Here is a 20,795-nt window from a genome sequence, read left to right as displayed (position 1 = left end):
AACCGTTTGAACGTTCAAAGTCGTGGTCTTGATGTTGCTGTACGTAACGCGAACGACGGTATCTCAATTGCACAAACAGCTGAAGGTGCAATGAACGAGACGACTAACATCTTGCAACGTATGCGTGATTTGTCTCTACAATCTTCAAACGGCTCAAACTCAAAATCTGAGCGTGTAGCGATTCAAGAAGAAGTAACAGCACTGAACGACGAACTGAACCGTATCGCGGAAACGACGTCTTTTGGTGGTAACAAGCTGCTTAACGGTACTCATGGTACTAAATCATTCCAAATCGGTGCGGATAACGGTGAAGCGGTAATGCTTCAACTGAAAGACATGCGCTCTGATAACGCTCAGATGGGTGGTAAGAGCTACCAAACTGAGAACGCGAAAGACAAAGATTGGAACGTTCAAGCAGGCTCTAACGACCTAAAACTGTCGTTCACTGATAACTTCGGCCAAGCACAAGAAATCGACATCAGCGCAAAAGCGGGTGACGACATCGAAGAGCTAGCAACTTACATCAACGGTCAACAAGATTCTGTTAAAGCGTCTGTCACTGAAGACGGTAAGCTACAAATGTTTACTGGTAACAACAAAGTTGAAGGTGAAGTGGCATTCTCTGGCAGCCTGGCTGGCGAACTAGGCATGCAACCTGGCAAAGACGTAACCGTTGATACTATCGACGTTACATCAGTTGGCGGCGCACAAGAGTCTGTAGCAGTTATCGATGCGGCACTTAAGTATGTAGACAGCCACCGCGCTGAGCTAGGTGCTTTCCAAAACCGTTTCGACCACGCTATCAGTAACTTAGACAACATTAACGAGAACGTTAACGCATCTAAGAGCCGTATTAAAGATACCGATTTCGCGAAAGAAACGACTCAGATGACTAAGTCTCAGATCCTTTCTCAAGCTTCAAGCTCGATTCTTGCTCAAGCGAAGCAAGCGCCGAACTCGGCACTTAGCCTACTAGGTTAATCGATTAAAAAACCACGTTGACTATATGTTGTTGATCATCATAGGCGTTAACGTAAGGCCTCCACAAATTAGCTCGTGGTGAGAGATGAGCGCTAAACAGACCCAGCTTCGGCTGGGTTTTTTATTGCCTGTTATTTGGTGAAGGCGTATTTGGAAAGGTGCAATGTTGGTAGGTAGGAGCAAAAGCGAGATTCCCTATCGCGTTCGTTCCTCACTGTAGGGAATGACTACTATAGGGTGGTATTGATCAATTTTTTACCTGAATCGAAGCCTCTAGTCGTCATCTCAGAATCGAGTAGAACGAGATATCAGAGATCTGCTGTTTGTTAAAATTCACAAGTGTAATTTGATGTATAGGTGAAATGCTTTGAATAGCGCTTAACAACGTTTAGTAAAAAACTAGGTCGGATAGCAGGGGACAAACGGTCAGTGTGTTTGTCACTGGTTGAGGGAGCTAGGAGAAGGTTTTCGGTGTGATACTCAGTAATGCCTATCTGAGGTATTGAACAAATATAACAGGTACAAAAAACGCCACCCTTAGGTAGCGTTTTAATTAAAGCAGATAAGTAATCGAGATTACTTAGTTACTTTAAGAACTGGAGTTTCGCCAACAGTTACAGAACCAGAAAGCTTGTTCAGCTCCTTGATTTCGTCCATGTTAGAGATAACAACTGGAGTAAGCGTAGATTTCGCTTTCTCTTCTAGAAGCGCTAGGTCGAAAGTGATGATAGTGTCACCAGCTTTAACAGATTGACCTTCTTCAGCTACACGAGTGAAGCCTTCGCCTTTAAGTTCAACAGTATCGATACCGAAGTGAACGAAAAGCTCAACACCGTCGTCAGACTCGATAGAGAATGCGTGGTTAGTTTCGAAGATCTTACCGATAGTACCGTTAACTGGAGCTACCATTTTGTCGCCAGCTGGTTTGATAGCGATGCCGTCACCAACGATTTTTTCAGCGAAAACTACATCTGGCACGTCTTCGATGTTTACGATTTCACCAGAAAGAGGTGCGATGATTTCGATTGCACCAGCATCAGCGCTGTCATCAGATACAAGCTTTTTCAGTTTGTCAAACAGACCCATTGTGTCATGCTCCTAACGTTTAGTTTTATTCTGTAGAATATACTATACCAATCTAACAAATTAGACGACTATTTTTAGCCGTCTAACTTTATTAAGCATTTGGCGATTACTGAGTTTTCTCAGCGATGAATTTTTCTACGCAAGCTTCAATTTCTGCAGCTGTAGGTAGAGATAGTGCTTCGTCAGCCATAGCTTTAACTTCAGCGAAGTTAGAGTTACGGATTACTTTCTTCACTTTAGGGATAGAGATGCCGCTCATAGAGAACTCATCTAGACCCATACCAAGAAGAAGTAGCGTTGCACGTTCATCACCAGCAAGCTCACCACACATACCAGTCCACTTACCTTCAGCATGTGATGCGTCGATCACTTGCTTGATTACTGTAAGAACAGCAGGAGATAGTGGGTTGTATAGGTGAGAAATCATTTCGTTACCGCGGTCTACCGCAAGAGTGTATTGCGTTAGGTCGTTAGTACCGATAGAGAAGAAAGATACTTCTTTCGCTAGGTGGTGTGCGATTGCAGCAGCTGCTGGAGTCTCAACCATTACGCCGATTTCGATTTCTTCATCGAAAGCTAGGCCTTCAGTGCGAAGTTCAACTTTGTACTCTTCGATTGCTTTTTTCAGTTCACGGATCTCTTCAACAGAAATGATCATTGGGAACATGATACGTAGTTTACCGTGTGCAGAAGCACGTAGGATACCACGTAGTTGGTCACGTAGGATTTCACGACGATCCAAGCTGATACGTACTGCACGCCAGCCTAGGAAAGGGTTCATCTCTTGTGGAAGGTCCATGTATGGTAGGTCTTTATCGCCACCGATATCCATAGTACGGATAATCACTGACTCGCCTTCCATTGCTTCAGCTACTTCTTTGTAAGCAACGTATTGCTCTTCTTCTGTAGGAAGCGCGTCACGGTCCATAAATAGGAACTCAGTACGGTACAGACCAACGCCTTCACCGCCGTTACGCAGGATACCGTCACAGTCTTTTACTGTACCGATGTTGCCACAAACTTCTACACGGTGACCGTCTAGAGTTTCAGCATGTAAATCTTTTAGTTTTGCTAGTTCAACCGCTTCTGCTTCGAAATCTTCTTTGATTTTCTTAGCTTCTGCTAATTCAGCGTCTGAAGGGTTGATGATGATCTTGTTGTTCATCGCGTCTAGCACAAGCATGTCGCCGTTCTTAACTTGCTTAGTGATATCGTTAGTACCAACGATAGCTGGAAGCTCAAGAGAACGTGCCATGATTGAAGTATGAGATGTACGACCGCCGATGTCACAAGCGAAACCAAGAACGTAGTCTAGGTTGATTTGTGCAGTTTCAGATGGCGTTAGGTCGTAAGCTACTAGGATAACTTCTTCATTGATATCTGCTAGAGATACAATGTTGATGCCTAGAGCATTTTTAACGAAACGAGTACCGATATCACGGATATCAGTTGCACGTTCTTTTAGGTACTCATCATCAAGAGACTCTAGTGCAACAGCTTGCTCTTCGATCACAGTGTGGATCGCGTTGTCTGCGTGCATTTTGTCTTTCTTGATGAGTGCTAAAATCTCTTCTTCTAGCTCTTCATCTTCAAGCAGCATGATGTGGCCTTCAAAGATTGCTTCTTTTTCTTCGCCAAAAGTTTCAAGTGCTTTTTGCTTAACAACTTCAAGTTGCTGAGAAGATTTGTTACGAGCGTCAAAGAAACGCTGTACTTCTGCTTCAACTTGGTCGTCAGAGATAGATTGAGTGTTTAGGACAATTTCATCTTCTTGAAGTAGTAGTGCTTTACCGAAAGCAATACCAGGAGATGCTAGGATGCCTGAAATCATAGCCTTACCTTAGTTGTTCAACTGTAAACGGGAGAGTGTGTGACTTTAAGTCGTCGACTAATGTCGCGCTTATTCCTATCTATTTCGAACAAAGCCACTTTGCTATGCAAAATGGCTTTGAAAGAAGGAGACCGTATTAGTGTAGTTGATCCATAAGAGCAACTAGGTGGTCTACTGCTTGCTGAGCTTGAGGACCTTCAGCTGAAATAGTAACGTTAGTACCTTTTACTAGGCCTAAAGTTTGTAGTTTGAACAGGCTTTTCGCGCTAGCGCTTTTGCCGTTAGAAGTCACTGTGATGTCAGCGTCGAAAGATTTTGCTTCTTTAACGAACTGTGCAGCTGGACGAGTGTGAAGACCGTTTTCTGCTGTGATTTCTACTTGCTTCTCGTACATTTTATATACCCCAATTAATTTATTTTTTGTAAGTTTGTAACCAGATTAGCTTAACTGCTTTAGCCCAAATGCGCTAGAGGCTAGTACGCCATGTTCGTGTTAGAACTTAGACTGGTTATAAATTTTTATCCAGCCATGGTCGTCTTTTGTTGAGTACTCATGACTTTCAGAATTTGTTTATTGCTTCTTTTATTTTGAAGCGAAAAATAAAACAGACCCGATATTACCAAAGGTGGGGCAGGGATCAACAAAAAAGCCCCTAAACGGGGCTTTTTTGGACGAAAAATTGATTTGACCACATATTATTGTTGGTTCTCTTTTTCCGTAAAGATGCCAGCAAATAGGGCTGTACTTAGGTAACGTTCACCAGAACTTGGCAGTACAGTAACAATGGTTTTTCCTGCAAATTCAGGTAGTTCGGCGATTCTGTTCGCTGCTACAACTGCCGCGCCAGATGAGATGCCAGCAAGAATACCTTCTTCTTTCATTAGGCGTTGAGCCATCTCAATCGCTTCTTCAGAAGTTACCGATTCAACACGGTCAATAATCTCTAAATCTAGGTTTCCAGGGATGAAACCTGCACCGATACCTTGAATTTTGTGTGGAGCTGGCTTGATTTCTTCACCTGCAAGCGCTTGTGCAATGACTGGAGACTCAGCTGGCTCAACCGCTACTGAAGTGATCGCTTTGCCTTTTTCACCTTTAATGTAACGACTTGTACCAGTGATAGTACCGCCCGTACCAACACCCGCTACAAACACGTCGATTTCGCCGTCTGTTGCTTCCCAAATTTCAGGACCAGTCGTCTGCTCGTGAATCTGTGGGTTCGCTGGGTTGTTGAACTGTTGTAGTAGTAGGTACTTGTCTGGGTCTGAAGCGACAATTTCTTCTGCTTTAGCAATCGCGCCGTTCATGCCTTTTGGTGCTTCAGTCAGCACTAGGTTTGCGCCAAGCGCTTTAAGCAGCTTACGACGTTCTAGGCTCATTGATTCAGGCATAGTTAGCGTTAGTTTGTAACCGCGTGCTGCTGCTACGAATGCAAGTGCAACACCTGTGTTACCACTGGTAGGCTCAACAAGTTCGATACCTGGCTTAAGCGTACCCGCTTTTTCTGCTTCCCAGATCATGTTTGAACCGATACGACACTTAACACTGAAGCTTGGGTTACGAGCTTCGATCTTAGCTAGGACGTTACCTTTGCTTACTTTGTTAAGGCGGACTAGAGGTGTGTTACCAATCGTTAGGGTGTTGTCTTCGTAGATCTTGCTCATGCGATATTCCTTCATTTATTGACAGAACTAAACGTAGTATATCAATCACTTTACCGTCTAGTGTCTTTCGATGTTTGTTCAGCTTGAATTTAGATTAAACAAGTTGAAAAAAAGGTAAAAGGATTAAAAAGTTATATCATATAGATATGTAGCAGAATTCACGCCTATCTTTATTGAGATCAGAACTTCAAAAAGATAGGCGAAACTAGGAAGTATAGGCGGGGTAATAGACGAGAACTATAGACGAGAACGCAGAGCTTGGTCTTTAAACTCAGCAACCCACATCGCCGTCGCGCCGCAAACGGCAACGGGCATTACGATCAGGTTTAGAATTGGAATTGTGGTGAACACAGAAACAAGCGCGCCAAAGCTGTAGCTCTTGCCTTGTTTTTGTTTCAAATTGTTTCTCATGTCATCAAACTTGATTTTATGGTTATCGAACGGGTAGTCGGCGTATTGAATCGCTAACATCCATGCTGTGAAAATGAACCATAAAAACGGTGCAACGGTTTGTCCTAGTGCTGGAATTAACAAAAGCAGGAATAAACCGATCGCTTTTGGCAGAATGTAGACAAGCTTGCGCCATTCTCTCGCTAATATACGTGGGGTATCTTTGAGGACATCAAGTAAACCATCGTCATTAACTTTTTTACCACTCAACAACTCTTCAACTTTTTCCGCGAGTAAGCCGTTGAACGGTGCGGCAATGAAGTTAGCGAGCGTACTAAAGAAATACGAGAACGTGGCCAAGACGGTTAACACAAGCAGTGGCCATAAAATGTATGACAACCACGACAAGAAGCTTGGCAATGCACCAATCCAACCTTCAATCCAAGTATTTAGGTTGGAGAAGATATAAAACAAGGCACCACCAACGAGTAACACGTTCGCGATAAGTGGCATTAGTACAAACTTACGAATGCTCGGTGATAAAGCGATTTTTATTCCGAAAATAAAATAGCCAAAGCCGGAGCGGGGAACAGATTCAATAGTCATATTTAAATTAGGTCACATGTGAATTTGGTTAAATAGCAAACATGTCTAGTGTACTCGACCGAAATTAAGAAAAAAAGCGTGGTGAAAATCACACCATGTAAGGAACTAATTGTATTAAGTTGTTCTAAAACAGTGGCTACTTTTGATAGAGTAGTGAGATTAGCCAAATTAACCCAACTTAGTGACAGCGTGTTTATAGCTAGTTGACTAAGAAAGCTGAGAGCGAAAAATGCAGGAATTGCGATTTGTACTCATTATTGTTGGCGCATTAGCTATCGCCGCATTATTGTTCCATGGTCTATGGACGAGTAAAAAAGAAGGGAAAGCAAAGTTTGGAGATAAGCCGCTCGGTAAGCTTGATAACGACAGCTTAGATGAAGCAGAAACTATTCCAAACCGTTCATTCGCCCCAGAAGATGATTTTGAGATAATCCGAAAAGAACGTAAAGAGCCGGATTTTGCTGTTTCACCCTCTGAGACTGATCCGCTGATCGACTCAGATCCGCTAACAGCGCCACAAGCGAAAGAAGCTTACGAAGATGACATCGAATTGAATGATCTTCCTTCTTTCAGCGTAGAAGACCCAATTAAGGTTGAAAGTGAGCCTGAAGTAATTGAGGAAGAGAAGGTCGTTGAGCCTGAAGTTCCAAGCTTTGAGTTGACTGACGAGCAAAAAGAAAACCATGCCGGCTTTAAAGAGCAGTACGGTTCGTTTGAAGAACCTTCTGAGACAGTTGATGAGCCAGTCGTTCCAACCGAAACGCTTACTCAACGAGAGCCCGTTGTTGCGAAACAAGTCGTGACTCCACAAAGTACGCCTGTTGAAGAAACTCAGCCAGATGAAGAACTTGGCTTAGAAGTGATTGTTCTTAATGTTCACTGCGCTGGAGAGATCCCTTTCGTTGGGACTGAACTTTTCCGCAGCATGGAGAACAACGGTCTAACTTATGGTGAGATGTCTATCTACCACTGCTTTGCACAATCTACAGACGCACCAAAGGTTATTTTCAGCGTAGCAAACATGATGCAGCCAGGAACGTTAGAACATGATGATCCTGCTGACTTCACGACTAAAGGTATTTCGTTCTTTATGACGTTGCCTTGTTACGGTCAAGCTGATCAAAACTTCAATGTGATGCTGAGTGCGGCGCAGAAAATTGCCGACGATATGGGCGGAAACGTGTTGGATGAGTCACGCAACTTAATGACACCAAACCGTTTATCTGATTACCGCAAGCAAATCAGAGACTTTATGACGGCATCGAATGCCTAGCCGTATTGTTTAGCCTTGTAAATAATCTATATTTATAGAAAAGGGCTCCTAAGGGAGCCCTTTTTGATATTTCAATCACGACAGAGAATGATATGAAAGAATCGATTCAAGTTACCTTAGAGCAGTTAAGAGAAACTCTGCATTATCACGCCGTTCGTTATTACGTAGAAGATAGCCCTGAGATCCCTGATGTCGAGTACGATCGATTAATGCAGCAATTGCTAAAGATCGAAGAAGAGAACCCAGAGCTAGTGACGGTAGATTCTCCGAGCCAGCGTGTAGGTGGTCAGCCTCTCGATGGCTTCACTCAAGTGACTCATGAGATCCCAATGCTTTCTCTGGACAATGCTTTCTCTGATGGAGATTTGGATGCGTTCAATAAGCGAATGTCTGATAGAGCGCCAACCGCTAACCTCAAGACTTTCTGTTGTGAACCTAAGCTTGATGGCCTTGCAGTTAGCTTGCTCTATGTGAATGGTACTTTAGTTCAGGCTGCGACACGTGGCGACGGTGCCACGGGTGAAAACATCACTGAAAACGTGCGTACGATCAGCTCTATTCCACTAAAGTTGCAAGGTGAAGGCTGGCCGGAGCGTATTGAAGTTCGTGGCGAAGTGTTTATGCCAAAAGCGGGTTTCGATAAGTTGAATGAGATGGCGTTGAAGAAAGGCGAGAAAGTCTTTGTTAACCCACGTAATGCCGCTGCAGGTAGCCTGCGTCAACTTGATTCTCGTATTACAGCGAAACGTCCGCTGGCTTTCTACGCATACAGTGTCGGTGTTGTACAAGGCGCTGAGCTATCAAATAGTCACTACCAACGCTTCTTACAGCTTAAAGGTTGGGGCTTACCTATGTGTCCCGAGACTAAGCAACTGAGCTCTCTTGAAGACGTGAAAGCCTATTACCAAGATATTATGACTCGTCGTGATGCTCTGGCTTACGAGATTGATGGCGTTGTTATCAAAGTCGACGATATCGCGGCTCAAGAAGTGCTTGGCTTTGTTGCTAGAGCACCACGTTGGGCGATTGCTTACAAGTTCCCAGCTCAAGAAGAGATTACCCTGCTCAATGACGTTGAGTTTCAGGTGGGCCGTACTGGCGCTATTACACCGGTTGCTAAACTAGAACCTATCTTCGTAGGCGGCGTGACGGTTAGTAATGCCACCCTTCACAATGCCGATGAGATTGCTCGTTTAGGCGTGAAGGTAGGCGACAGCGTTATTATCCGTCGTGCTGGTGATGTTATTCCGCAAATTGTGGCTGTTGTACAAGATCGTCGCCCTGAAACAGCGAGAGACATTGTTTTCCCTGATGCTTGCCCTGTGTGTAATTCTGCAGTTGAGCGCGTAGAAGGCGAAGCTGTAGCGCGTTGTACTGGCGGTTTAGTATGTCAGGCGCAGCGTAAAGAAGCGCTTAAGCACTTTGTATCGAGAAAGGCATTGGATGTTGATGGTCTTGGTGTAAAGGTGATAGAGCAGCTTGTAGACCGTGAGATGGTAGAAACGCCCGCTGACCTGTTCAAGCTCAGCGCAGGTGTGATTACAGTTCTTGATCGTATGGGGCCTAAATCGGCGCAAAATGTGGTGAGTGCGCTTAATAAAGCCAAAGACACAACATTGGCACGTTTCCTTTATTCGTTAGGTATTCGTGAAGTGGGTGAAGCAACTGCGATGAACTTGGCGCAACACTTCAAAACACTGGAGCTGGTTCAAGCCGCAACCCATGAACAATTAGTTGAAGTGTCCGATATTGGTGACATCGTCGCTAGCCATATCACAAGCTTTTTTTCGCAAGAGAAAAACAGAGCGGTAGTCGATCAGCTGATAGAACTTGGCGTTAACTGGCCTGTCATCGAAGAAGCTGCGGATGACCAAGAGCTACCACTAGAAGGTAAGGTAGTTGTGTTAACAGGGTCACTTTCTCAACTGGGTCGAAGTGAAGCCAAAGCGGCATTGCAAGCATTGGGTGCGAAAGTTACGGGTAGCGTATCTAAGAAAACGGACATCTTGTTTGCCGGTGAAGCTGCGGGTTCTAAATTAACTAAAGCACAAGATTTAGGTATCGAAATAAGAACAGAAGAAGATCTAATAGCCCTTATTTCGTAAGTAAATACAGGTAAAAAAAGCTCAAAGGCACTCCTACCAAGGGAGTGCCTTTTTTGTTTCTGATATAAAAATGAGGGCTTTTTAATTGTTGAGAATTTTGTTCCTATACGAACTCTAAAATCAGGACAGTGACGCTGCTCAACATTAATGAAATACCGTTATAGTTGTATCAAAAATGCGAGTCACTTCTATGTTTATAAGAGTGGTAGTTATTTAAATGTTTGATATTTATTGTTTTTATTGTTTTTGGTTGTGAGCTTTACAATTTATCGATCTGGATCACTAAGTACCTACTAAATTTGCACCAACTCATATTTTTTTAGATGAAAATTAAGTTCTCATTGATCTTTTTGAGGGCGAAGTTAGTCTTAATGCCATGGATGCACACGATGTGCATAACCAGAAAGGAAATGGAGAATTCAGAGTTTAGGGTTCTCAAACAAGAAAAGGTATTTCTCTCTACGGCGGCCAACTTTAGGCGGGGAATATTCAAACAGCTATATCCATTTTTAGGAGTTTTATTCCATGGAAAACAAAATTTTCAAACGCACTCTACTAGGCGCATCCGTTGCACTTTTATCGACAGGCGTAATGGCGAAAGAAGTTGGTATCAACTCTGACTTTAACGTTGACGTATACGGTGTTGCAGCTATCTCTGTAGTTAACTACAACACAACTGACAACAGAGACGACAGCTCAGGTTACGCTGTAGAGAATGAATCTCGTATCGGCTTCCGTGCTCATAAAGATATGTTTGATGATGTATTAATCACAATGCAAATCGAATCTGGCTACGTAGATAGCACAGACTGGTCTCATGGCGGTGTTTCAGGTGGTGTTCTAGGTTTCCGTGATACTTTCGTTGGTGCTTCAGGCTCTTGGGGTAACCTACGTGTGGGTCGTGTTCTTACGCCACTATACGAAATCGTCGACTGGCCATTCTCTAACCCTGGTCTAGGTTCTGTATTCGATTGGGGCGGCATCAACGGTCACTACGATCGTCAATCTAACCAAGTACGTTACGATTCAGCTAAATTTGGTGGTTTCTCTTTTGCAGCTTCTGTTGGTCGTGATGATAACGACAACGGTGGTGGTGCAGCGACTCGTGATGCTAACTTCGTTGGTGCGAGTGCTAAGTACAGCTTTGAAAAAATTACATTTATGGCAGGTGTTGAATCTGGTACTCGTGTAGTAGCTAGTACATCAGACGTGTACGCTGTAGGTACAGCTGCAGATGTAGCGAATGGTGTTAAAGATGCAGATAAAAACTTAGTTACTGAAGGCGATAACTACCTTCAGTCTAAAGGCGTAGCGGGTTATGATGACGACACATTCGCATACATCGTTGGTTTTGAAGCAAGTTTACCAGCAGGTTTCGGTATTGCAGCTGCATATAAAGGCGAAGAGCTAGACAACGGTATCCGTAAGCAAACACAAGACTCTTACTCTGTTATTGGTCAATACTGGAATGGTCCAATCGGTTTCAAATTGGGTTACGCAGCCAACTTAGAGTCTGAATTGAATGGTCAAAAAGAAGCTGGTTCAGATAGCAGCACTATTTCTGGTCAGTTAATGGCTGTTCATAACGGTTTCGTACCTTACCTACGTGTAGCGGGTCGTACTTTCTATAAAGATGGTGTTGAAGACACAGATATCGTAACTCGTATCGGTCTTGAATACGGTTTCTAAGCTAGAGTTTTCAGCTTAAACTGTTAAATAAAAATCAAAACGCTGGTAAATTTTGTTTGCCAGCGTTTTTCCATAGTGAACATAAGGAATTAGTCATAATGAATAAAGTTAGTGTAGTTGTATTATCATTATTTTTGGGAGCTTGTAGTTCACTCGATTCAAAAAGTAATTTTGTAGATTCAGTGGCGGATGTGCAGCCTAAAGGTGGTTATGTTCAAGTTACTGGACAATCTTATGTAGCAGAAAGTAAAGCGAATGTTGGGGCTGACATCCTGAAATCGTCACTCTACTTTACATACAACAAAGAAGTAACACAGAACTCAGCTCCAGAATCTTCAATCACTATGGATGTAAGTTACTTCCAAAGTTATAAAGAGTACGAAACTGTTAGCTTTTTCGGCAAGACGATAGAGCTAGAAGAGAGACAAACCCCAAGAGAAAGTTGCAGCGAACACTGCACAAAGACTCAATATATTAAATTTCCATTGAGCGACGCTGACATCCAGCAAGCAAGAGAAAAGAACCTAGAATTTACACTTGATGGACAAAACTCAGTAATGAGTACAACTTTCATTGTGCCGAAAGCGTATATCGACACAATTTATAACGGTGCAAATAATCATACGGCTATCGCTGTTGCTCCGGTTGCGGTACCTGTTGCGGCTGTAGTTGCTGAAGAACCAAAAGCGTCTCAAGCTCAAGAGATGGTTAATTACTGGTATGGTCAAGCGACAAAAGAAGAGCAAGCTGCAGTGACGGATTGGGCATTCCAAAACCGTAAGAACGCGACGCCGGCATCACTAGAAGGCTCAAAAGAAATCGAAATGGTTTCATACTGGTTTAATAAGCTAAACAGCGAAGAAAAATCTCAAACTATGATTTGGCTGTTGGAGCAAGAGTAGGCTTCTAACGTAAGTCTCTAGCTATGTTTTTCAACCGCAGTATTGTATAACAGCAGTACTGCGGTTTTTCATTTTAGGCTTACAGGTAAGATTGTGAATATTGGTGAAGTAGCGAAACGTGTTGGTACAACAGCGAAATCTATTCGTTTTTACGAAAGTAAAGGCATGATGAGTCCACCGCACCGATCAGAAAATGGTTACAGGCAATATGGCGAGATTCATATAGAACAGTTAGAGTTCGTATTGAGAGCTAAAATGGTTGGCTTCACTCTCGAAGAGTGTAAGTCACTTGTCGAGTTGGCAATGAATCCAAACAGAGAAAGCTACGAAGTAAAGAAGAAGGCCACTCAGAAGTTAGATGAAATAGAGTTGAAGCTTGCGGAGTTAAACAAGATGAAGGCGCAGCTACAATCTTGGGTGCATGACTGCCCTGGAGATACTTCAACGGAATGCCCTATCTTGAATAATCTATCTGGCCGCAGTTAGGTTATTCCAGTTCTAAATAATCGTCAGGCAGCAATTACATTACTAGCCTGACTTTAGTCACCTATCACAGCACCTTTCCGCCGTAATGTTTACAGATCAACAATGGTACATGATTGACTGCGTTACCATCTGAACACTTAACGATAGGCCCCATGTTTCCGTTACCAGGAGACTGGCTGCTCGCTAGAGCGCTTCCAAATGACAAGCTGAAAATAGCCGTTAGAATTATTAAAAAATGTCTCATACAAACTCCATTAGGTTTATCTCTGATTGAGATAAATGAAAGTATGGACAAGGAAAAGAAAATTTCAAAAATTTGACGGACTTAACATTTTTAATGATTATAAATAAGCGAGAGTAAGGTTAACTATTCATATATATATTGGATAATAAATCTAACTTTCTTATATCTTTTTATCTCAATCAAACTTTTTAGCTTTACGAAATAAGAACTTATTTTTTTTTCAATTCAATCTATCGCAATGATAATTCGAATATTATTAAGGTTAAAAAATAGAAAAAGCCTGCATTTATTGAAAATGCAGGCTTCATATAGCTCTTGTTTATAAAGGTTCTATTATTAGAACGATTCCGTCTAAAGCGACAATCTTAATTTCGGTTCCAGATGGAATATCTTGACTGGCCTTTGCTGACCAAGAAGAGTCACCGAACTTAATTCGACAGCTACCTTTCTTTACGTCTTTACTTAAAATAACGGTTTGACCTACCAGTTGTTTTTCTCTTTGGTTTAGCTCTCGCCCTGCATCGGACTGCTTGTCATTAGACAGTTGTCTTCTCCACCACAACCAAGTGGTAATCAGAGAGAAGCTTGCAAAGGACAGCCATTGCATCTGCCAACCGATTGGTAGTGCGCCTAATAGGGCACCGACCAACATGGCAGATATGCCTATCCACAAAAAGTAACCAGCGGTCCCAATTAGCTCAAGCGCTAACAATGCTAGACCAAACGCTAACCAATGCCAGTGGTTTACTTGTTCTAGTAATTCGACCATAAGTTAGTCCTTACTACCTTTGTCACTCTTATGTGCAAACATCTCCGCGATACCCGCGACAGAACCCATAAGGCCAGTTGCTTCGAGTGGTAGCATGATGATCTTGCCGTTTTCAGCTTGGCCTATAGATTTCAATGCGTCGGTGTAACCTTGTGCAATAAAGTAATTGACCGCTTGCATGTCACCTTGAGCAATCGCCGTTGATACCATTTCTGTTGCTTTAGCTTCTGCTTCTGCAGCACGCTCACGGGCTTCTGCTTGCAATATTGCTGCTTGCTTCTCACCTTCGGCTTTCAGGATCTCTGATTGCTTGTGACCTTCTGCTTTCAAGATCTCAGCTTGTCGTACACCTTCTGCTTCTAGGATATCAGCACGTTTATTACGCTCGGCTTTCATCTGGGCATTCATCGCAGCAGTAAGGTCTGCTGGTGGCTGTACGTCTTTAATTTCGATACGGGTGACTTTTACGCCCCAAGGGTTTGTCGCTTCATCAACGATGTTCAGTAGCTTGGTATTGATCATGTCACGCTGGCTCAGCATCTCATCCAGTTCCATCGAGCCAAGCACAGTACGGATATTGGTGAGGGTTAAGTTACGGATCGCATGTTCAAGGTCATTCACTTCATAAGCCGCCTTAGGCGCGTCGATAACTTGAACAAAACAAACCGCATCGATAACCACATTTGCATTATCTTTGGAGATGACTTCTTGTGCTGGGATGTCGAGAACACGCTCCATCATGCTGATGCGCTGTCCAACTTTATCAATAAATGGAATGATTAAGTTAAGACCCGGTTTAAGGGTGTGTGTGTATCGCCCGAAGCGTTCAACGGTCCAGTTGTTGCCTTGTGGGACGGTTTTTACGCCAGCGAAGATAAATAACAGTGCGACGGCAGTAAAGACGCCGATAGTAATCAAGGTATCAATAGGCATACAAAATCCTTTGCAAGTTTAAGTTTTTGATAGTTCAGTATTGATACTGGCTCATATTTAAATTCTGAGCAAATGTATAAACGAGAAATGGGCCATAAAATATTGATTTTATGGCCCATTTTACATTCTATTATGCGATAAACTAATTGATTGAATTGTCAATTTTCGATGTTTAATCTAACGCTTTTTACGTTTAACTAGTAAAGCAGAGAGTACAGTTGTCGACGGTACTTACTGGCTACTGGGTTACCTTGCCCAAGCGCACTCAAGATGTCCATGAACTCTTTTTTCATGTCACCATCGAGAGCATTAAGATCTTTGGCTAGGAAAGACCACAATAGATCCATAGCTTCTTCACTGCGGTTCACTTGGTGATATTGCAATGCTAATTCAGATGCCGTTTTAGCGTCGCTCGAGTTTTGCTGAAGAGCGGCTTCTAATGCTTGTATTTCAGGGCTGTCTGCTGCCTGCTTGTGAAGCTCAAGCTTTGCAACTAAGCCTTTGTAGTAATTGTCTTGGTACTCAAGAGGGATGGTTGCTAGCTGAGCTTCAGCAAGGTCAAATTGTTGCGTTTCTAACAAACACTCTGCGATCGCCAGTTTTACTTCACCTTTATTCGTCAGCTCTGCTGGAAGTTGCTGCATTGCTGCTAGTGCTTGTGTGTGCTCGCCAGCTTGCATTTGCTCAAGAGCTTGACGCAAAGCAAGCTCATCTTGGCTAGGAAGGTGCTTGCTTAGCATATCGACGATAGCTTCTATGCTTTGAGGGCCACCGAGCCCATCGACTGGCTGACCGTTAACAAACAGTGCGATAGTAGGCAGTGCTTGAACACCAAACTGGCTAGCAATAGCTTGCTCTTGTTCGCAATTGAGCAGGGCTAAGGTGAAGGCACCGTTGTATTGCTGAGTTAAAGTTTGAAGTTCAGGAATGACTTGGGCGCTCTCTTGGCTCATTGGTGCCCAAAAATGGATGAGTACAGGGGTCTGCATCGAACCTTCTAATACTTGACGAAAGTTCTGCTCATTAAGTTCAACAATATGCGGAGATTGCATTTACGTTCCTTGAGGTTTGTTTTGTGGATACGTTGCAAATATGGGGGGATTAGTCGGTAACTTCAAGATCTAACTCGGTTATCTCGGATAAAAAGAACCAAAAATAGAAAAACGCTATGCTTCGATGTTGATAGAGTTGTTATCTCAACATGGAAGGCATAGCGTTATCATCGAGGTAGTCAGTGAGGCGTTGCGTGAGATACTCAAAACAGAATAAACAACGTAATAGCCAGACCCACACCTACCCAATTAAGGCGGTTTAAAGTCATGAGATTTCCAGAGTAGAACCATCAATTGGGAATAACTGATGGGATAGGATAATCATGACATCTTATTGTTACGGAAAAATTACATCGTTACATTAAAGTTTGCGACTCTGCATTCAAAGTTAGTAATTTATGCAGCTTTTCTCAAAATAGGGTCTAGCAAGCGACTCGGTAGGATCCTTTTCAATACCGCGAACACTTTAGTTGGGGTGGTAACTCGGTATCTTAGCTTGGGTTTGTCGGCGGTGAGAGCATGGAATACCGGCTCAATACAACTTTCTGGAGGCAGAACAAAAGCGTTATTCGATGACTCTTTTTCAAGTCGATCTTTTTGTTGTTGGTACGCGTCTTGGTGAGCGCTGCCAGAAATGTTGATCCATTTATTGAACGCTTTCAGGGCATTGGTTCTAAATTGAGTCTCAATTGGCCCAGGTTGCAGTAATGAGATCTGTATACCGCTGCCATGCAGTTCTAATCGTAAGGTATCCGTCCAACCCTCAATCGCGAATTTAGAAGCATTATAAGCGCCACGATACTTCATGGCTGCAAAACCTAATACGGAACTGTTTTGTACGATTCGACCTTCGCCACGCTCGCGCATGTGTGGAAGGATCTGGCAGACGAGATGATGCCAACCAAAGAAGTTGGTTTCGAATTGTTCTCTGAGTCCTTGGGTTGGTAAGTCTTCTAGCGCACCTGCTTGACCGTAAGCACCGTTATTGAATAATCCATACAATCCATTAGGTGCGAGATCAATAGCAAGCTTGGCGCCATGCTCAATACTTTCTTGGTTGGAAAGGTCTAATTGAATACAGGTGAGGCCTTCATCTTGAAGGCGTTGAACGTCTTGTGGATCACGACAAGATGCAATGACATGAAAACCACGCTTTTGAAGTGCATGAGCACATGTATAGCCAATACCTGTTGAGCAACCGGTAATAAGAATCGACTTGTTCACACTTAATCCTTTATTAGAGTCTCTATCGCTCTAGGGTAAAGAATTAGTCTTGATGTTGTAACAAGTTTTTTAGTGCTGGCTCGATTCTTGAGTAACTAAAGATGAATCCCATCTCAGTGAGTTTCTTCGGCTTGGAGCGAATGCTGTCAAATAGCAAACAAGATGATTCCCCCATGAGAATCGACATTGCCCATTTCGGCGTGAATAAGAAATGCGGTCGGCCTAATTGTTTAGCTAACGTGCTGCTGAACAGTTTGTTGGTAACAGGGTGAGGGGCACACATATTGAATTCCCCTTGAGCGTGAGGGATAGACAGCAAGTGGTTGATGGCTCTCACCATATCGAGAATGTGAATCCATGGCATGTACTGCTCACCTGAACCTAGTGGACCACCGACGCCGAGCTTATAGGGCAATAACATCTTCTTGAGTGCGCCGCCATTCTCGCCTAGTACAACCCCTGTTCTCAGTAGTATCACGCGTGTGCTTTCTGATTGTGCTCGCTTGGCTATCTCTTCCCAGTGGGCACAGACTTTATGAGGAAAGCTTTCATCTTCTACTTGCAGTGACTCGTCAAATGGGTGCTGCTGTTGATCGCCATAGTAGCCCACGGCTGAACCGCTAATAAAAGCGTGTGGCGGGTTGCTACTGGCATGAATTAATTCGACCAGCTTTTCAGTGATGTGCCAGCGGCTGTTACAGATCCTCTCTTTTTGCTCTGTACTCCAACGCTTATCGGCAATCGGTTCACCCGCGAGGTTGACCACCACATCAAAGTCATTGAGATCACTGAGCTCATCAAGGGATTGAATGTAATGAAGGTTGTTCTGGTTGAGGTGATTTAGGTTTTGCTTCGCATTTTCAGGACTCCGCGTCAGCAGTGTCACGTCGTCAGTGTTCCAACTCTTGACCAATTCAGAGCCAATAAATCCAGTACCACCCGTTAACAATATCTTCATACCAATCTCCCTATTAAACATAATTATAGACATGGCTTGTTTTTAGTCGCCAATCAATACGAAAAAATCACTATAACGATCATAAGGTTTCAATCGTGTGATGCCCAAATTACGCCTTTTTCAATTTACAAAGGAGTGAAATTAAATTCATCAAGTCAGGATGTGTACCGTTATCACACTTACGCACTTTACTCGGATATGTTACCAACTGCGTAATATTTGTCACATAAGCAATGATAAGGATTTGCCATGATTATTATTAATTCATAACCAGCGACAAGGAATTGCGATGACGGCGGTGCTTGCTTTGTTTCGATCCATGTTAGGTAGCCTGAGGGATCTATTGCCAATCGTGGCGGTAATCGCTTTCTTCCAGCTTGCTGTCTTACAAGAGCCACTTCCTCATCTTTTATCTATTCTGACTGGCTTAGTGCTCGTCGTTTTTGGACTCACTTTCTTTATCTTTGGCCTTGAAATGGGGCTGTTTCCGATTGGCGAATCGATGGCTCAAGCATTTGCTAGAAAGGGGAGTGTGTTCTGGTTATTGATCTTCGCCTTTTGTTTGGGTTTTGGTACCACCATAGCCGAGCCAGCGTTAACCGCAGTCGCTGCCGAAGCCGCAGAAGTGGCTGCCGAGGGAGGGGTAATCCCCAATACGTTAGATGAAATGGAGCAGTATGCCGATGGCCTGCGCTTTACTGTGGCACTGTCAGTCGGTATCGCTATTTTACTCGGTGTGCTAAGAATCTTAAAAGGTTGGCCAATCCAGTACATGATCATCGGTGGATATATTGGAGTGGTGGTGCTCACTGCTTTCGCTCCTGAAAACATCATTGGAATTGCGTATGACTCTGGCGGAGTGACGACATCGACGATCACCGTCCCATTAGTGACCGCATTAGGAGTGGGTTTAGCCTCGGCAATTAAAGGGCGTAATCCGATGATCGATGGTTTTGGGTTGATCGCGTTTGCCTCGTTGCTGCCGATGATGTTTGTCATGGTGTACGGGATGGTGGTGACATGATCAGTACTCAACAATTTATCGACACTTTTCTCGGCACTGTGATGGATGTGATCCCGATTGCGGTCATCATATTCGGTTTTCAGTTGGCGGTATTACGAAAGCCAGTCAACAACCTAGCCAAAGTGCTCATCGGTTTCTTTTACGTCATCCTAGGTTTATCTCTATTCTTGATGGGGTTGGAACTCGCGTTGTTTCCTTTAGGGGAGACGATGGCAATGCAACTTACCGAGCCAAGCTTTTTGACTGAGTTTAAGATCAGTTCTGGTCTTGCTTTGGTTTGGTTTGATTATTACTGGGTTTACCTGTTTGCGTTCTGTATTGGCTTTAGTACCACGATCGCCGAACCTTCATTGATTGCGGTGGCGATTAAGGCAAATCAAGTCTCAGGCGGCAGTATCAGCGTCAATGGGCTGAGGATCGCCGTGGCATTGGGCGTTGCTATTGGTATCTCACTGGGCAGCTACCGTATCGTTGCGGGTGATCCGATCCATTACTACATCATTTTTGGTTATGTCGTCGTGGTCATTCAAACCTTTTACGCCCCAAAACTCATTATTCCATTGGCCTACGATTCGGGTGGCGTAACTACATCAACGGTGACAGTCCCTTTAGTGACGGCGCTCGGGCTTGGACTCGCTTCAACCGTACCAGGAAGAAATCCTGTCATTGATGGCTTTGGGTTGATCGCCTTTGCCAGTTTATTTCCCATCATTTCAGTGATGGGCTATGCCCAAATAACACAATGGTTAAACCGTTTACACACCTCTAAGGAGAGCAAAGATGCGCTTTAAACTTATCTTAGCGTTTGTAGAAGAGAGTAAGACCGACACTGTGCTCGATGCCGCGCGTGATGCGGGCGCGACTGGAGCAACGGTGATTAATAACGCCAGAGGGCAAGGCTTAAACCAAAAAACCACCTTCTTCGGCTTAACGTTAGAGGTGCAAAAAGATGTGTTGCTGTTTGTAGTTGAGGAACACTTAGCTCGGCATATTCTTGAAACTATTGGCGAAGTCGGTGAGTTTGACCAGGAGTCAGGACAAGGTATAGCGGTGCAGATCGATATCGAAGACGCAGTCGGGGTAGCGCACCAAGTCGAGACTTTAACTAAGGTTGTGGAGGACGAGTTATGAGTACCAGTGAAAAAATCCGAGTAGGCGATGTCATGGCCAATACGTATGTGATTATCGATGGGCTAACGACAGTGTTAGAAGCGATAGAGATGGCGAAGAAGCACAAAGTGAAAGCAATTATTGTCGATAAGCGCCACGAAGATGATGAATACGGCATCGTATTGATGAATGACATTGCCAAGAAAGTACTGGCTAAGAACCGATCTCCGAAGCGAACTAATGTTTATGAGATCATGACCAAGCCAGCGCTAAGCGTGTCTGCTGAGATGAACGTAAAGTATTGCGCTCGCCTGTTTGAACGCTTTGGTATCAGTCGTGCGCCAGTAGTTCGTGATAACAAGATAGTCGGTATGGTTAGTTACAATAATATCGTGATCAACGGTATGGCGAGAGATGACGTGTAGCATTTAGATACGTACAATAGGCTCATAAATTTTATGGAGAAG

21 protein-coding genes are annotated in these 20,795 nt (G+C 43.6%); 10 read left to right on the top strand and 11 right to left on the bottom strand.

Annotated features, from left to right (window positions below; all coding sequences use genetic code 11):
- Positions 1-981 (top strand): flagellin (locus AB4484_RS13590; protein ID WP_050653764.1); only part of this gene is annotated, 981 nt, incomplete at its 5' end.
- Positions 982-1,557: 576 nt separating this feature from the next.
- Here AB4484_RS13590 and crr read toward each other — a convergent pair.
- The 5 genes from crr to cysZ all read right to left on the bottom strand — a co-directional run bounded on the left by crr (position 1,558) and on the right by cysZ (position 6,559).
- A complete protein-coding gene (crr, locus tag AB4484_RS13585) occupies positions 1,558-2,067 on the bottom strand; it encodes a PTS glucose transporter subunit IIA (protein ID WP_004737851.1) in 510 nt (169 codons plus the stop codon).
- A gap of 106 nt (positions 2,068-2,173) precedes the next feature.
- Complete coding sequence (gene ptsI / locus AB4484_RS13580; RefSeq protein WP_372078680.1) at positions 2,174-3,898, bottom strand: phosphoenolpyruvate-protein phosphotransferase PtsI; 1,725 nt, start codon at positions 3,896-3,898, stop codon at positions 2,174-2,176.
- Positions 3,899-4,034: 136 nt separating this feature from the next.
- Positions 4,035-4,292: an HPr family phosphocarrier protein gene (locus tag AB4484_RS13575; RefSeq protein WP_004734263.1), complete on the bottom strand. Its 258-nt coding sequence runs from the start codon at positions 4,290-4,292 to the stop codon at positions 4,035-4,037.
- A 302-nt stretch (positions 4,293-4,594) separates the two neighbouring features.
- The gene (cysK, locus tag AB4484_RS13570; protein WP_017061934.1) at positions 4,595-5,563 is read right to left on the bottom strand and encodes a cysteine synthase A; all 969 of its coding nucleotides are present in this window, start codon (positions 5,561-5,563) and stop codon (positions 4,595-4,597) included.
- 237 nt (positions 5,564-5,800) lie between these two features.
- A complete protein-coding gene (gene cysZ / locus AB4484_RS13565; RefSeq protein ID WP_029235129.1) occupies positions 5,801-6,559 on the bottom strand; it encodes a sulfate transporter CysZ in 759 nt (252 codons plus the stop codon).
- A gap of 229 nt (positions 6,560-6,788) precedes the next feature.
- On the opposite strand from cysZ, the gene zipA reads away from it, so the two are divergent.
- The 5 genes from zipA to cueR all read left to right on the top strand — a co-directional run bounded on the left by zipA (position 6,789) and on the right by cueR (position 13,014).
- The gene (gene zipA / locus AB4484_RS13560) at positions 6,789-7,832 is read left to right on the top strand and encodes a cell division protein ZipA (RefSeq protein ID WP_372078678.1); all 1,044 of its coding nucleotides are present in this window, start codon (positions 6,789-6,791) and stop codon (positions 7,830-7,832) included.
- Between the two features lie 92 nt (positions 7,833-7,924).
- Positions 7,925-9,937: an NAD-dependent DNA ligase LigA gene (gene ligA, locus AB4484_RS13555; RefSeq protein WP_372078675.1), complete on the top strand. Its 2,013-nt coding sequence runs from the start codon at positions 7,925-7,927 to the stop codon at positions 9,935-9,937.
- 525 nt (positions 9,938-10,462) lie between these two features.
- Positions 10,463-11,626, top strand: coding sequence for a porin (locus AB4484_RS13550; protein WP_048606511.1), 1,164 nt, complete (start codon positions 10,463-10,465; stop codon positions 11,624-11,626).
- Between the two features lie 98 nt (positions 11,627-11,724).
- Complete coding sequence (locus AB4484_RS13545) at positions 11,725-12,528, top strand: DUF2057 domain-containing protein (RefSeq protein ID WP_372078673.1); 804 nt, start codon at positions 11,725-11,727, stop codon at positions 12,526-12,528.
- Between the two features lie 93 nt (positions 12,529-12,621).
- The gene (gene cueR, locus AB4484_RS13540; protein WP_048606508.1) at positions 12,622-13,014 is read left to right on the top strand and encodes a Cu(I)-responsive transcriptional regulator; all 393 of its coding nucleotides are present in this window, start codon (positions 12,622-12,624) and stop codon (positions 13,012-13,014) included.
- A 64-nt stretch (positions 13,015-13,078) separates the two neighbouring features.
- On the opposite strand, the gene AB4484_RS13535 is transcribed toward cueR, so the two are convergent.
- The 6 genes from AB4484_RS13535 to AB4484_RS13510 all read right to left on the bottom strand — a co-directional run bounded on the left by AB4484_RS13535 (position 13,079) and on the right by AB4484_RS13510 (position 18,194).
- The gene (locus AB4484_RS13535) at positions 13,079-13,258 is read right to left on the bottom strand and encodes a hypothetical protein (RefSeq protein WP_372078671.1); all 180 of its coding nucleotides are present in this window, start codon (positions 13,256-13,258) and stop codon (positions 13,079-13,081) included.
- A 319-nt stretch (positions 13,259-13,577) separates the two neighbouring features.
- Positions 13,578-14,027, bottom strand: a complete 450-nt coding sequence (locus tag AB4484_RS13530; protein WP_372078670.1) for an NfeD family protein — start codon at positions 14,025-14,027, stop codon at positions 13,578-13,580.
- Positions 14,028-14,030: 3 nt separating this feature from the next.
- Positions 14,031-14,960 (bottom strand): SPFH domain-containing protein, encoded by a 930-nt coding sequence (locus tag AB4484_RS13525; RefSeq protein WP_048617816.1) that lies wholly within the window; start codon positions 14,958-14,960, stop codon positions 14,031-14,033.
- A 197-nt stretch (positions 14,961-15,157) separates the two neighbouring features.
- Positions 15,158-16,012: a co-chaperone YbbN gene (locus AB4484_RS13520; protein ID WP_372078668.1), complete on the bottom strand. Its 855-nt coding sequence runs from the start codon at positions 16,010-16,012 to the stop codon at positions 15,158-15,160.
- 396 nt (positions 16,013-16,408) lie between these two features.
- The gene (locus tag AB4484_RS13515; protein ID WP_017061923.1) at positions 16,409-17,236 is read right to left on the bottom strand and encodes an SDR family oxidoreductase; all 828 of its coding nucleotides are present in this window, start codon (positions 17,234-17,236) and stop codon (positions 16,409-16,411) included.
- Positions 17,237-17,279: 43 nt separating this feature from the next.
- The gene (locus tag AB4484_RS13510; RefSeq protein WP_048606498.1) at positions 17,280-18,194 is read right to left on the bottom strand and encodes a TIGR01777 family oxidoreductase; all 915 of its coding nucleotides are present in this window, start codon (positions 18,192-18,194) and stop codon (positions 17,280-17,282) included.
- 289 nt (positions 18,195-18,483) lie between these two features.
- Between AB4484_RS13510 and AB4484_RS13505 the strand changes: the two genes are divergently transcribed.
- From AB4484_RS13505 to AB4484_RS13490, 4 genes are read left to right on the top strand one after another with little or no spacing between them, the layout of a single operon-like run.
- Positions 18,484-19,218 (top strand): DUF1538 domain-containing protein, encoded by a 735-nt coding sequence (locus tag AB4484_RS13505; protein WP_019820230.1) that lies wholly within the window; start codon positions 18,484-18,486, stop codon positions 19,216-19,218.
- On the top strand, positions 19,215-20,009 hold the full coding sequence (locus AB4484_RS13500; protein WP_372078666.1) for a DUF1538 domain-containing protein: 795 nt from the start codon (positions 19,215-19,217) through the stop codon (positions 20,007-20,009). The genes AB4484_RS13505 and AB4484_RS13500 overlap by 4 nt, the downstream gene beginning before the upstream one ends.
- Positions 19,999-20,349: a P-II family nitrogen regulator gene (locus AB4484_RS13495; RefSeq protein ID WP_017062207.1), complete on the top strand. Its 351-nt coding sequence runs from the start codon at positions 19,999-20,001 to the stop codon at positions 20,347-20,349. Before AB4484_RS13500 ends, AB4484_RS13495 begins: the two co-directional genes overlap by 11 nt.
- The gene (locus AB4484_RS13490; RefSeq protein ID WP_017062206.1) at positions 20,346-20,753 is read left to right on the top strand and encodes a CBS domain-containing protein; all 408 of its coding nucleotides are present in this window, start codon (positions 20,346-20,348) and stop codon (positions 20,751-20,753) included. Before AB4484_RS13495 ends, AB4484_RS13490 begins: the two co-directional genes overlap by 4 nt.
- Positions 20,754-20,795 lie beyond the last annotated feature (42 nt).

The organism is Vibrio sp. 10N.261.46.A3, from assembly GCF_041472995.1.
Taxonomy (GTDB): Bacteria; Pseudomonadota; Gammaproteobacteria; order Enterobacterales; family Vibrionaceae; genus Vibrio; species Vibrio coralliirubri.
The sequence above is the reverse complement of the archived record's forward strand: the minus strand, read 5'-3'. Positions and strand labels throughout refer to the sequence as shown.

What these genes read in the sequence shown, in the direction of transcription:
- crr (WP_004737851.1), bottom strand. Translation starts at nt 2,067, where the DNA reads ATGGGTCTGTTTGACAAACTGAAAAAGCTTGTATCTGATGACAGCGCT.
- ptsI (WP_372078680.1), bottom strand. Translation starts at nt 3,898, where the DNA reads ATGATTTCAGGCATCCTAGCATCTCCTGGTATTGCTTTCGGTAAAGCA.
- AB4484_RS13575 (WP_004734263.1), bottom strand. Translation starts at nt 4,292, where the DNA reads ATGTACGAGAAGCAAGTAGAAATCACAGCAGAAAACGGTCTTCACACT.
- cysK (WP_017061934.1), bottom strand. Translation starts at nt 5,563, where the DNA reads ATGAGCAAGATCTACGAAGACAACACCCTAACGATTGGTAACACACCT.
- cysZ (WP_029235129.1), bottom strand. Translation starts at nt 6,559, where the DNA reads ATGACTATTGAATCTGTTCCCCGCTCCGGCTTTGGCTATTTTATTTTC.
- zipA (WP_372078678.1), top strand. Translation starts at nt 6,789, where the DNA reads ATGCAGGAATTGCGATTTGTACTCATTATTGTTGGCGCATTAGCTATC.
- ligA (WP_372078675.1), top strand. Translation starts at nt 7,925, where the DNA reads ATGAAAGAATCGATTCAAGTTACCTTAGAGCAGTTAAGAGAAACTCTG.
- AB4484_RS13550 (WP_048606511.1), top strand. Translation starts at nt 10,463, where the DNA reads ATGGAAAACAAAATTTTCAAACGCACTCTACTAGGCGCATCCGTTGCA.
- AB4484_RS13545 (WP_372078673.1), top strand. Translation starts at nt 11,725, where the DNA reads ATGAATAAAGTTAGTGTAGTTGTATTATCATTATTTTTGGGAGCTTGT.
- AB4484_RS13535 (WP_372078671.1), bottom strand. Translation starts at nt 13,258, where the DNA reads ATGAGACATTTTTTAATAATTCTAACGGCTATTTTCAGCTTGTCATTT.
- AB4484_RS13530 (WP_372078670.1), bottom strand. Translation starts at nt 14,027, where the DNA reads ATGGTCGAATTACTAGAACAAGTAAACCACTGGCATTGGTTAGCGTTT.
- AB4484_RS13525 (WP_048617816.1), bottom strand. Translation starts at nt 14,960, where the DNA reads ATGCCTATTGATACCTTGATTACTATCGGCGTCTTTACTGCCGTCGCA.
- AB4484_RS13520 (WP_372078668.1), bottom strand. Translation starts at nt 16,012, where the DNA reads ATGCAATCTCCGCATATTGTTGAACTTAATGAGCAGAACTTTCGTCAA.
- AB4484_RS13510 (WP_048606498.1), bottom strand. Translation starts at nt 18,194, where the DNA reads ATGAAGATATTGTTAACGGGTGGTACTGGATTTATTGGCTCTGAATTG.
- AB4484_RS13505 (WP_019820230.1), top strand. Translation starts at nt 18,484, where the DNA reads ATGACGGCGGTGCTTGCTTTGTTTCGATCCATGTTAGGTAGCCTGAGG.
- AB4484_RS13500 (WP_372078666.1), top strand. Translation starts at nt 19,215, where the DNA reads ATGATCAGTACTCAACAATTTATCGACACTTTTCTCGGCACTGTGATG.
- AB4484_RS13495 (WP_017062207.1), top strand. Translation starts at nt 19,999, where the DNA reads ATGCGCTTTAAACTTATCTTAGCGTTTGTAGAAGAGAGTAAGACCGAC.
- AB4484_RS13490 (WP_017062206.1), top strand. Translation starts at nt 20,346, where the DNA reads ATGAGTACCAGTGAAAAAATCCGAGTAGGCGATGTCATGGCCAATACG.